The sequence below is a fragment of the Thalassobellus citreus genome, assembly GCF_044385915.1.
Lineage (GTDB): Bacteria > Bacteroidota > Bacteroidia > Flavobacteriales > Flavobacteriaceae > Thalassobellus > Thalassobellus citreus.
The window spans coordinates 140,782-152,587 of sequence record NZ_JBISCC010000115.1 but is presented as its reverse complement, the minus strand read 5'-3'; the positions used below and the strand labels follow the sequence as shown (position 1 = coordinate 152,587).

Annotated in this window: 11 protein-coding genes; 4 read left to right on the top strand and 7 right to left on the bottom strand. The window is 32.2% G+C overall.

What is annotated here, in order from left to right; all coding sequences use genetic code 11:
* Positions 1-578 precede the first annotated feature (578 nt).
* The 4 genes from thrS (at position 579) to rplT (ending at position 3,827) form a co-directional block, all read left to right on the top strand.
* Positions 579-2,513, top strand: a complete 1,935-nt coding sequence (gene thrS / locus ACH5TX_RS03960) for a threonine--tRNA ligase (protein WP_439338237.1) — start codon at positions 579-581, stop codon at positions 2,511-2,513.
* A gap of 69 nt (positions 2,514-2,582) precedes the next feature.
* A complete protein-coding gene (gene infC, locus ACH5TX_RS03955; RefSeq protein WP_439335340.1) occupies positions 2,583-3,092 on the top strand; it encodes a translation initiation factor IF-3 in 510 nt (169 codons plus the stop codon).
* Between the two features lie 85 nt (positions 3,093-3,177).
* Positions 3,178-3,375 carry a 50S ribosomal protein L35 gene (gene rpmI / locus ACH5TX_RS03950; RefSeq protein WP_415862833.1) on the top strand — a complete coding sequence of 66 codons (198 nt, stop codon included), beginning with the start codon at positions 3,178-3,180 and terminating at the stop codon, positions 3,373-3,375.
* A 107-nt stretch (positions 3,376-3,482) separates the two neighbouring features.
* Positions 3,483-3,827 carry a 50S ribosomal protein L20 gene (gene rplT, locus ACH5TX_RS03945; protein ID WP_439335066.1) on the top strand — a complete coding sequence of 115 codons (345 nt, stop codon included), beginning with the start codon at positions 3,483-3,485 and terminating at the stop codon, positions 3,825-3,827.
* A gap of 245 nt (positions 3,828-4,072) precedes the next feature.
* Here rplT and ACH5TX_RS03940 read toward each other — a convergent pair whose 3' ends face one another.
* The 7 genes from ACH5TX_RS03940 to tgt form a co-directional block, all read right to left on the bottom strand.
* On the bottom strand, positions 4,073-4,495 hold the full coding sequence (locus ACH5TX_RS03940; protein ID WP_439338241.1) for a secondary thiamine-phosphate synthase enzyme YjbQ: 423 nt from the start codon (positions 4,493-4,495) through the stop codon (positions 4,073-4,075).
* 2 nt (positions 4,496-4,497) lie between these two features.
* On the bottom strand, positions 4,498-5,685 hold the full coding sequence (locus tag ACH5TX_RS03935; RefSeq protein WP_439338240.1) for an asparagine synthetase B: 1,188 nt from the start codon (positions 5,683-5,685) through the stop codon (positions 4,498-4,500).
* A gap of 201 nt (positions 5,686-5,886) precedes the next feature.
* The gene (gene dnaB / locus ACH5TX_RS03930) at positions 5,887-7,428 is read right to left on the bottom strand and encodes a replicative DNA helicase (RefSeq protein WP_439338236.1); all 1,542 of its coding nucleotides are present in this window, start codon (positions 7,426-7,428) and stop codon (positions 5,887-5,889) included.
* A gap of 169 nt (positions 7,429-7,597) precedes the next feature.
* Positions 7,598-8,551, bottom strand: coding sequence for an acetyl-CoA carboxylase carboxyltransferase subunit alpha (locus ACH5TX_RS03925; protein ID WP_439338235.1), 954 nt, complete (start codon positions 8,549-8,551; stop codon positions 7,598-7,600).
* 71 nt (positions 8,552-8,622) lie between these two features.
* Positions 8,623-9,519, bottom strand: coding sequence for a DMT family transporter (locus ACH5TX_RS03920; RefSeq protein ID WP_439338234.1), 897 nt, complete (start codon positions 9,517-9,519; stop codon positions 8,623-8,625).
* Entirely contained in the window at positions 9,506-10,582 is a 1,077-nt protein-coding gene (locus ACH5TX_RS03915; RefSeq protein ID WP_439338233.1) for an LptF/LptG family permease, read from the bottom strand. Before ACH5TX_RS03915 ends, ACH5TX_RS03920 begins: the two co-directional genes overlap by 14 nt.
* Positions 10,583-11,713: a tRNA guanosine(34) transglycosylase Tgt gene (gene tgt / locus ACH5TX_RS03910; RefSeq protein WP_439338232.1), complete on the bottom strand. Its 1,131-nt coding sequence runs from the start codon at positions 11,711-11,713 to the stop codon at positions 10,583-10,585.
* Positions 11,714-11,806 lie beyond the last annotated feature (93 nt).

Sequence of the window (11,806 nt, the reverse complement as noted above, 5' to 3'; positions counted from 1 at the left end):
TGCAAATATACAAACCTTTTCCTTTCCTAAACAACATTTATTTGCCCTTTTTTTAACCTTTTTTTTACACTCTCTTTAACTGACTTATTTTCTGTAGGTTATACTAAGAAAAATTTAGGGTTTGATTCAACTTTAATGTTTGACACTTTACTAATACCTGTTTATGTTTACTCGTTTAGGTGCTAGAGTGGTTGTTTCTTAAATAATTTCTACTTCATAATATAGTTCTTCATATATATTAATGATAGACCTATATATAATAAGGATGTTATTTTGAGACCTATATATCTTATTACATACTTCACTCCTACTTATAAGAATGCCTTTGTACATAACATTGGATGTAACTATTACTTATTTTACAAAACAAGCCATGAAGCTATGCCCGCGTTAAGGATTGAACGGTTCGACTGCGCTCACCGCAGGCTAATTGTTTGAGCTCACCGACCACAGGAGGTAGCGAGTAGTGAAAGCCTGACCCGAAGGGAAACGCCCGTAAAAATCAAATTATAACTATATATATATTGTATGTGTTTGTTTATACTATTATCTTTGCACTCTGATTTTAATTTATTTTAATGATACATATAACTTTACCTGATGGCAGTGTTAAATCGTTTGAAGAAAACGTTACTCCCATGGATGTTGCTAAGAGCATTAGCGAAGGATTTGCTAGAAATGTAATTTCGGCTAATTTTAATGGTACAACGATTGAAACCGTTACACCTTTAACCACCGATGGCTCTTTAGTTTTATACACCTGGAAGGATGACGAAGGTAAAACTGCTTTTTGGCATAGTTCGGCTCACGTGTTAGCACAGGCTATTGAAGAGTTGTACGATGGAGCGAAACTTACTATTGGTCCTGCTATTGAAAATGGTTTTTATTATGATGTAGATTTTGGAGAGCATACGGTTTCTGAAAAGGACTTTAAGTCTATTGAAAATAAGATGATAGAAATTGCTCGTGGAAAACATGAGTTTAAAATGCGAACTGCTAGTAAAGCTGAAGCTTTGGCATTATATAAAGGTAACGAGTTTAAAACAGAGTTGATTGAAAACTTAGAAGATGGCACGATTACTTTTTGTGACCATTCTACTTTTACTGATTTATGTCGTGGTGGCCATATTCCTAATACGGGTATTATTAAAGCTGTAAAAATATTAAGTGTTGCTGGTGCTTATTGGAGAGGAAATGAAAACAATCCTCAACTTACTCGTGTTTATGGTATTTCGTTTCCTAAACAAAAGGAGCTTACCGAATATTTAGCAATGCTTGAAGAAGCTAAAAAACGTGACCACAGAAAACTAGGTAAAGAGCTAGAGCTTTTTACGTTTTCTAAAAAAGTGGGACAAGGTTTACCGCTTTGGTTACCAAAAGGAGCTGCTTTACGTGAGCGTTTAGAAAACTTTTTAAAAGCTGCACAGAAAAAAGCAGGTTACGAAATGGTGGTGACACCTCATATTGGACAAAAAGAATTATATGTCACTTCTGGACATTATGCTAAATATGGAGAAGATAGTTTTCAGCCTATAAAAACACCTAAAGAAGATGAGGAGTTTTTATTAAAACCAATGAATTGTCCGCATCACTGTGAAATATATAATAGTGCGCAATGGAGTTACAAAGATTTACCAAAGCGTTATGCTGAATTTGGTACAGTATATAGATATGAGCAAAGTGGCGAATTACATGGTTTAACTCGTGTAAGAGGTTTTACTCAAGATGATGCGCACCTTTTTTGTATGCCAGAACAATTAGATAAAGAGTTTAAAGATGTTATTGATTTAGTACTTTATGTATTTGGATCGTTAGGCTTTGAAAACTTTACGGCACAAGTTTCTGTAAGAGATCCTGAAAACCCAGACAAATATATAGGAGATGTTGCTAATTGGGAAAAAGCAGAACAAGCTATTATTAATGCTGCAGAAGATAAAGGCTTAGATTATGTTGTAGAAACTGGTGAAGCTGCTTTTTATGGTCCCAAGCTAGATTTTATGGTGAAAGATGCTTTAGGAAGACGTTGGCAACTAGGAACTATCCAGGTAGATTACAACTTACCTGAGCGTTTTGACTTAACGTATAAAGGTAGTGATAATGAGCTACATAGACCTGTTATGATTCACCGTGCACCGTTTGGAAGTATGGAACGCTTTGTAGCATTACTACTAGAACATACAGGCGGTAATTTCCCACTTTGGCTTATGCCAGTACAGACAATTATTTTGTCAATTAGCGAGAAATATGAAAAATACTCTGAAAAAGTTTTAAATTTGCTAGAAAATGACGAAATTCGCGCCCTTGTAGACCATAGAAATGAAACTATAGGGAAGAAAATTCGTGAAGCAGAAATGCAGAAACATCCTTATATGATTATTATAGGGGAACAAGAAGAGAAAGAAAACAAAATAACTGTGCGTCAGCATGGTGGAGAAGATTTAGGAATGATTTCAGTAGAAACATTCTCTGAAATTATAAAAACAGAAATAAAGAAAACGCTAAAGTCGTTTTAAAAAATAAGTCTAACTTAAAAATATAAGGTCATAGCAATACGTAGAAGAAGACAACCCAATAGAAGGGTAATACAAGAAGATAAACACAAGATTAACTCTAAAATTTCATCACCAAAAGTACGTCTAGTTGGAGATAATGTTGAAATTGGTGTATATGATACTCGTGATGCTTTAAAAATAGCAGATGAGCAAGGATTGGATCTTGTTGAGATTTCTCCAAATGCTGATCCTCCTGTTTGTAAAGTTATGGACTATAAAAAGTTTCTTTACGAACAAAAGAAACGAGACAAAGCTATTAAGTCTAAAGCGACTAAGGTTATTGTTAAAGAAATTCGTTTTGGTCCTCAAACTGATGATCATGATTACGAATTTAAAAGAAAACATGCAGAAAAGTTCTTAAAAGAAGGTGCCAAGTTAAAAGCTTTTGTATTCTTTAAAGGACGTTCTATAATTTTTAAAGAACAAGGACAAATTTTATTATTGCGTTTAGCGCAAGACCTTGAGGAATTAGGAAAAGTAGAGCAAATGCCAAGATTAGAGGGTAAACGTATGACTATGTTTATTACTCCAAGAAAATAATTAAAATATATCTTATATAAATAAGATGCTGAAATACATTCAGCACAAGGTAATTAAGCGAAATAATTAAAACTAGGAGAAGAAAATGCCTAAAATGAAAACAAAATCTAGTGCCAAAAAACGTTTCAAGTTAACAGGTACTGGTAAGATTAAAAGAAAGCACGCTTTTAAGAGTCACATCTTAACAAAGAAATCGAAAAAGCGTAAGCTTGCTCTAACGCATGATGGTTTAGTCCACAAAGCAGATGAGAATAACATTAAAACAATGATGCGTTTAAAATAAACGTTTGTTTTAATCGGTTAAATTAAATTATAAACCCTGGAGTTAGGCAAAAAATTAAAAAGTGTTTATTTATATAAACCGCCTACTACAAAAAAACAATTAAAATTATGCCAAGATCAGTAAATTCTGTAGCAAAAAGAGCCAGAAGAAAAAAGGTTCTTAAACAAGCAAAAGGTTACTTTGGACGTCGTAAAAACGTTTGGACAGTAGCAAAAAATGCGGTTGACAAAGCGATGCAATACTCGTATAGAGACCGTAGAAACAAAAAGAGAACATTCCGTGCATTATGGATAACGCGTATTAACGCTGGAGCCAGATTACATGGATTATCGTACTCTCAATTTATGGGGAAATTAAAAGCTAATGATATTGAATTAAACCGTAAGGTTTTAGCAGATTTAGCTATGAACAACCCAGAGGCTTTTAAAGCTGTAGTAAACAAAGTAAAATAAGGCGTTTCGCCTATTGTTAAACATATTATTCGCTTAATTAAAAAATCCGATTCGAAAGAATCGGATTTTTTTATGCTCTATTTTGGGCGTTCCCTTCACTCAAACCTACAAGGTTGAAAAAACCTTGCAGGAATCGCTCTGGTCAGGCTTTCCGTTGCAAGTCCTCGCTCGTACCTCGCTGTGGGTTTTTCACTGCAATCCTTAACGCAACTTACCAGCTAAAGACACTGGCTTTTATAAAATAGTTAATTCCCAAAGGCAGTAATAACAATATTTCGGCTACCACCATAATCTCTATGCTCGCATAAATAAATACCTTGCCAAATGCCTAAATTTGGTTTTCCATTAGTAATTGGTATTTGAACAGATGCTCCAAGCAAAGATGCTTTAATATGAGCAGGCATGTCATCTGGTCCTTCATAGGTATGTTTATAATATGGCGCATTTTCTGGAATCATGACATTAAAATGACTTTCAAAATCGGTTCTCACTGTATAATCTGCATTTTCATTAATGGTTAAACTAGCAGATGTATGCTTAATAAACACTTGTAATTGACCTATATTTATTTGACTAATTTCTGGTATAGCACTCAGAATTTCATCTGTAATTAAATGAAAACCTCTAGGATATGCTTTTAATTTTATTTGTTTTTGAAAAAACTTCATCATTAAGTTTTTTGTTTCTTTTTCTTAGCCGCTGGAAATAATACATTATTTAAAATAAGTCTATATCCTGGAGATGTTGGATGCAAGTCTAATTCGGTTTTTGCATCTCCTACTCTATGCTGATAATCTTCTGGATCATGACCACCATAAAACGTAAAAAAACCTTTTCCTTTGATACCGTGAATGTATTTTGCTTCTCCGTTAGATTTTGTTTCTCCTAGTACTAATACATTCGATTTTATTTCATCTCGGGTAAATGAAGTGGTTTGTCCCATAAACCCTTTAACCAAAGCTGTATGGTTTTGACACAACATGGTTGGAATGGGATCCCATTTTGCAGAAAATTCCATAAGCGAAAAATAATCTACTGTTTTAGATATCATCATCCTTTTTCGAGTCATATCAATAGATGAAAATTCATAAACAGCAGGACTTCTTTCTAAAGTATAATTAGTAAATGCGAAGGTTTTTCTATAATCAATTTTATTTTGATAACTCGGGTCGCTTCCATCGCCATCAAACATAGGTTCACAAATATCAATACCTTCGGCAGATAAAGCTATATCAAAACTATCGGTAGCACTACACATTGCAAACATAAAACCACCACCAACAACATAGTCTCTAATTTTTAAAGCCACATCTAATTTTTCTTCAGATACTTTATTATATCCTAATTTTGTAGCTAAAGCTTCTGCTTGCTGTTTTTCTTTAATATACCAAGATGCTGCTTTATATGCGCCATAAAATTTCCCATATTGCCCGGTAAAATCTTCATGATGCAAGTGTAACCAATCAAATAGTAATAATCCATCATTTAAAACTTCTTCATCATAAACTGTTTCATAAGGAATTTCAGCATACTTTAAAACCATAGTTACAGCATCATCCCATGGTTGTTTTCCTGACGGCGTATATACAGCAATTTTAGGTGCTTTTTCTAAAATTACTGCTTCCATATTTTTACTTGGACTGCTTATTTCTTCTAAAATACTTTCTGCTTTAGCATTAGATAAAACTTCAAAAGAAACTCCTCTAATTTGACATTCACGCTGTATAGCTTCTGTATCTGGTAATAAAAAAGAGCCACCTCTATAATTGAGCAACCATTTTACTTTTAAATTCTTATTGAGTGTCCAGTACGTTATACCGTAGGCTTTTAAATGATTTTTTTGACTTTCTACATCCATTGGTATAAGTACGTAGGATGCATAAGTTTTTAAACCTAAGCATATAAATAATATGGTGATAAATATCTTTTTCAATAGAGACTAAACTTTATAAGTTTCCTAAGTCATTCCGTATTTGAAACAACCTAAAATTTTGTTTTACAAGTTGAAAGATACTTAAAATTTAAGTTTTATCTCATGTGTTTAACAGAAGATTAATTACTAAAAAGGTACATCATTATCGTCATCATCATTAAACGAACTACCAAAAGCTTGATCTGGACTTGCTTTATAATTATCGGCACTAAATGTATCGTCGTTTGCAGCAGCATTCATTTTAGAATGAAATTCAGCAGGTGCATCAAAATCATCTAAATTATCAAACTTACCTAAATGCCCGATGAATTTTAAACGTATATTTTCTAAACCACCATTACGGTGTTTTGCAACAATAAACTCACCTTGCCCCTCGGTTGGAGAACGCTCATCATCATCCCATTCATCAATTTTATAATACTCGGGTCTATAAATGAAACTTACAATATCGGCATCTTGTTCAATTGCTCCAGATTCACGTAAATCAGATAATAAAGGTCTTTTACTTCCTCCACGAGTTTCTACAGCACGCGACAATTGTGATAGTGCTATTACGGGTACCATCAACTCTTTTGCTAAGGCTTTTAAGTTTCTAGAAATCATCGAGATTTCTTGCTCACGGTTACCTCCATGATTACTACCACCTGTCATTAATTGCAAGTAATCAATCATAATTAATTTAATACCATGCTGTGACGATAAACGACGGGCTTTTGCACGTAGATCAAAAATAGAAAGCGATGGTGTATCATCAATAAACAAAGGTGCTTTTTCTAAACCCTTTACTTTTACATTAAGCTGCTCCCATTCGTGTTTTTCTAATTTACCTGTACGTAATTTTTCTGAAGACAAACCTGTTTCACTAGAAATTAAACGCGTTATTAACTGTACTGACGCCATTTCTAAAGAGAAAAAAGCAACTGGTATATTTTGATCTACAGCAATGTTTCTTGCCATAGATAATGTTAATGCCGTTTTACCCATACCAGGACGTGCAGCAACAATAATTAAATCGGAAGGCTGCCAACCTGAAGTTAATTTATCTAATTTTGTAAATCCTGTTGGAATACCACTTAAACCTTCTTTATTTGAAATTTCTTCAATTTTCTTTTTAGCTTGAATAACTAAATCTTGAGCCGTTTCACTAGATTTTTTAATGTTTCCTTGAGTAACTTCATATAATTTAGTCTCAGCTTGATCTAATAAATCGAAAACATCTTTAGTTTCATCGTAAGAAGCTTCAATAATTTCATTAGAAATTTTAATTAAACTACGTTGAATAAATTTTTGTAGAATAATACGTGCATGAAACTCTATATGTGCAGAAGAAGACACTTTTTGAGTTAAAGAAATAAGGTAAAAATCGCCTCCTGATTGCTCTAACTTTGCATTCTTTTTTAATTGAGTAGAAACGGTTAATAAGTCGATAGGCTCACTATTTTCAAACAACTGAAAAATAGCATCAAATATATGCTGATGCTTTTCTGAATAAAATGCATCTGGACTTAAAATATCAATAACTTCATCAACCCCTTTTTTATCAATCATCATTGCTCCAAGCACAACTTCCTCTAAATCAATTGCTTGAGGTGGTATTTTGCCTTTTTCAAGACTTATGATTGTACTTTTATCTACTTTATATCCTTGAACAGGGTTGGGTTGTTTCATAACTACGAAGTTAATAAAATTGAAATCTTTTTTAAAGATTAATGGGTTTTTGATTGTTAACCACTCGTTAACAATTTAACTGTTAATAACTTAAAAATACTGTGAATAACCATAAAAAAAATCTGAAGCTACTAACTTCAGATTTTACCATGATATAGTTTTAAAAGGATTATCCTTTATAGACTCCCATTTGTGCGTATTTTTCCATACGCTGTGTTACTAAATCTTTTGGTGATAAGTTTTTTAGTTCATCAAAATATTTAGTAATAGCATTACTTACTGATAAGAATGTTTTTTCTCTATCTCTATGCGCACCTCCTAGAGGTTCTTTTATAATTTCATCTACTATTTTAAGCTTCTTCATGTCTGGAGCGGTTAATTTTAAAGCTTCAGCAGCCTGCTCTTTATATTCCCAACTACGCCATAATATTGAAGAACATGATTCTGGAGAAATAACAGAATACCAAGTATTCTCTAGCATTAACACTTTATCTCCAACACCTATTCCTAAAGCTCCACCTGAAGCTCCTTCACCAACAACTATAGTAATAATAGGCACTTTTAATCGTGCCATTTCTAAAATATTTCTAGCAATAGCTTCTCCTTGCCCACGTTCTTCAGCCTCTAATCCTGGATAAGCTCCTGGAGTATCTAAAAGTGTTACAACAGGAATTCCAAATTTTTCGGCCGATTTCATTAATCGTAATGCTTTACGATATCCTTCTGGGTTAGCCATTCCAAAATTTCTGTATTGGCGGGTTTTTGTATTATAACCTTTTTGCTGACCAATAAACATATAGCTTTGGTCTCCTATTTTACCTAAACCACCAATCATGGCTTTGTCATCTTTAAAACTTCTATCACCGTGTAACTCTAAGAAAGAATCACCACAAATTGATTTAATATAATCTAAAGTATATGGTCTTTCTGGATGACGAGACATTTGTACTCGCTGCCAAGGTGTTAGGTTTTTATAAATATCTTTTTGAGCTTCTTTAAGCTTTTTAGCTATTTGAGTACATGTTTCTGTTACATCTACTTCACTCTCTTCCCCTATTATTCTACATTTTTGAAGTTGATCTTCAAGTTCTTTTATAGGGAGTTCAAATTCTAAGTATTCCATAAGAATCTCGTTTTGCTATTTAAATCATTTGGTTAGCCTACAAATATAAAAACTTTAATTTTGATACACAGCTAAGATTCTTTTCTTTTTCTAATACTACTATTTTTTATAAGACCATTTAATAAAACAGTAGCAATAATAATAGCTGCACCGTAGTAAAAAGATGTACTCATTTTTTCCTTTTCTGGAAATAAAATAAGTGCCATAATAATACCATATATAGGCTCCAAATTATATGTTAAAACTACTGTATATGGACTAATTAACTTCATAACATATACGGAAGCAATAAATGCGTAAGCTGTACAAACAGATGCTAAAATAAAAAGATAGACAAAATCTAATTGGATTAAATTGAAGAATTCTACTGAAAAACCTTCACCAAAAAATATAATATATAAGGAAATAAAAAAAACACCACTTAAGAACTCATAAAACGAAATAACAGTTGCCGTATGTTGTTTTAAAAACTTACCATTTAGCACTGCAAATAATGATGAAAAAAAAGCTGATGATATTCCTAAAATAATACCTGTTAGATATTTAATTTCACTTTGGGTTATTATAAATACGCCAATAACGACTATAATTCCGAAAACAATTTCATACTTAATAATAGATCGTTTAAAAATAATAGGCTCTATTAAAGATGCAAAAAAAGCTCCTGTAGAAAACATAGCCAAAGCTATAGATATATTGGCTTCTTTTATTGATGCAAAAAAAGTAATCCAATGCAAAGCAATAATTATTCCTGCAATAGATAGCCTAAGAAGTGATTTTAAATTTATTTTTAATTTAATCTTTGCTATTTTAATGTAAACGAACATTAAAATAGCAGCTATAACCATTCTAAACCAAACTAAAGGGATAGCTTCAATAGTAATAAGATCTCCTAAAATAGCTGTAAACCCAGCGATGAAAACTAGAAAATGTAAATGGAAATAATTTTTAAGTTTAGCGTTTGGCATTATATAGAAGGTATGCTGCTAAAATACCAAAAAGAACATTAGGAAACCAGACTGCCACCAAAGGAGAAAAATCAGACTGTTCTGCCATAACTCCAAAAATCTTATCGAAAAACACAAAAACCATAGCTATACAAATACCAACAGCCAAATTAACTCCCATACCTCCTCGCCTTTTCATAGAAGAAACAGCAACTGCTATAATAGTTAAAATAAATACAGATGCAGGTAAACTCCACTTTCTATATAAAACTAATTGAAAACGACCAACGTTAGGCGAACCACTCGCTTTTTCTTTTTCAATAAATCGCTTTAAATCGCCATAAGTTTTGGTTTCAGCAGCATATTCTTCGGGTATCAAATCATTAACCTGAAAAGCGAAAAGTGTATCTTTTGATCTAATAATTTCTAATTCATCGCCTCTTTCTCCAATATTTCTTTTAAAATAATTAGTTAACTTATAAGTTGTATCTGCTTCAACATACTTAATTGTACTCGCTGAAATTTTATATTTTAACTCGTTATCTTCAAAATGCTCTAATGTGAAATTATATCCAATATTATTTTTATCATCAAAACTGCTAACATATACAATTTCGTTATCATTTATTTGCTTAAAAACATTGTTCTTAACCACAGGACTTCTACCTTTTTTAAAATATTTAAAACTAAAATCGTTAAAGCCCTGACTAGCTTTTGGCGCCAAAAACAAACCAAGAAAAATAGCTAATATGGCTACAATTAAAGCCCCTATTAAATAAGGTCTTAAAAATCGAGTAAAAGATACGCCTGAACTTAAAAAAGCAATAATTTCAGTATTATTAGCTAATTTTGAAGTAAACCAAATTACAGATAAAAATAAAAACAATGGAAATAATAAGTGTGCAAAGTAGATAGTGAAATCCAAAAGATACCAAAGTACTTCATTTAAAGGTACATCTTGTTCAAGAATTTTACCAATTTTTTCTGCTAAATGTACTGTTATTCCAATAGGAATAAATAGCAAAAGCATCATAGCAAATGTAAATAAATAACGCTTTAATATGTACCAATCTAGTATCTTCACCTATAATCTATTATTCATTTGTTTTACCATTTTTTCTTTCCACATATAAAAATCTCCTGCTAATATATGTTTTCTTGCTTCTCTAACCAACCATAAATAAAAACCTAAATTATGTATCGTTGCTATTTGTTTACCTAACAATTCATTAACTGTAAATAAATGTCTTAAATAAGCTTTACTATACTCGGTATCTACAAATGTAATACCCATTTCATCTATAGGTGAAAAATCTTCGGCCCATTTTAAATTTTTAATATTTATAGAGCCATAAGCCGTAAACAACATACCGTTTCTTGCATTACGAGTTGGCATAACACAATCAAACATGTCTACACCTAACGCTATATTTTCTAAAATATTGATTGGTGTTCCAACTCCCATTAAATATCTTGGTTTATCTTCTGGTAAAATACTACAAACGACATCTGTCATAGCATACATTTCTTCTGCAGGTTCTCCAACTGATAATCCTCCAATGGCATTCCCAACAGCTCCTGAATTAGCAATATATTCTGCCGACTGCTTTCTCAAATCTTTATATGTACTGCCTTGTACTATTGGGAAAAAAGCTTGATTATAATCGTACTTTAAAGGAGTTTTCTCTAAATGATTAATACATCTATCTAACCAACGATGCGTCATATGCATCGATCGTTTTGCATAATTATAATCACATGGGTAAGGTGTACATTCATCAAAAGCCATAATAATATCGGCACCTATAGTTCTTTGAATTTCCATAACATTTTCTGGTGTAAACGTATGGTAACTTCCATCTATATGCGATTTAAAACGAACGCCTTCTTCTTTTATTTTTCTATTATCTGAAAGTGAATACACTTGGTAGCCTCCAGAATCAGTTAGAATATTTCTATCCCAATTCATGAATTTATGTAAGCCGCCTGCTTTTTCAAGAACCTTAGTTTGTGGTCTTAAATATAAATGATAGGTGTTTCCTAAAATAATATCTGGATTTATATCGTCTTTCAACTCACGCTGATGCACTCCTTTTACAGTAGCGACTGTGCCAACTGGCATAAATATAGGTGTTTCTATAACTCCGTGGTCTGTTGTTATTTTACCAGCTCTTGCTTTACTTTGAGGATCTTTAGCTTTTAATTCAAATTTCATCTGTATCAACGTATAAGTTGGCAAAGATAAATAACTAAGAATCGATATCAATATTAATAAAAAGGAAATAATTTTTGTTTGGCAACGTTTTTG

Excerpts from the sequence above, each read along its gene's own strand:
- ACH5TX_RS03920 (WP_439338234.1), bottom strand. The coding sequence starts at position 9,519 with ATGCCAAACGCTAAACTTAAAAATTATTTCCATTTACATTTTCTAGTT.
- ACH5TX_RS03925 (WP_439338235.1), bottom strand. The coding sequence starts at position 8,551 with ATGGAATACTTAGAATTTGAACTCCCTATAAAAGAACTTGAAGATCAA.
- thrS (WP_439338237.1), top strand. The coding sequence starts at position 579 with ATGATACATATAACTTTACCTGATGGCAGTGTTAAATCGTTTGAAGAA.
- rpmI (WP_415862833.1), top strand. The coding sequence starts at position 3,178 with ATGCCTAAAATGAAAACAAAATCTAGTGCCAAAAAACGTTTCAAGTTA.
- tgt (WP_439338232.1), bottom strand. The coding sequence starts at position 11,713 with ATGAAATTTGAATTAAAAGCTAAAGATCCTCAAAGTAAAGCAAGAGCT.
- ACH5TX_RS03935 (WP_439338240.1), bottom strand. The coding sequence starts at position 5,685 with ATGGATGTAGAAAGTCAAAAAAATCATTTAAAAGCCTACGGTATAACG.
- dnaB (WP_439338236.1), bottom strand. The coding sequence starts at position 7,428 with ATGAAACAACCCAACCCTGTTCAAGGATATAAAGTAGATAAAAGTACA.
- rplT (WP_439335066.1), top strand. The coding sequence starts at position 3,483 with ATGCCAAGATCAGTAAATTCTGTAGCAAAAAGAGCCAGAAGAAAAAAG.
- ACH5TX_RS03940 (WP_439338241.1), bottom strand. The coding sequence starts at position 4,495 with ATGAAGTTTTTTCAAAAACAAATAAAATTAAAAGCATATCCTAGAGGT.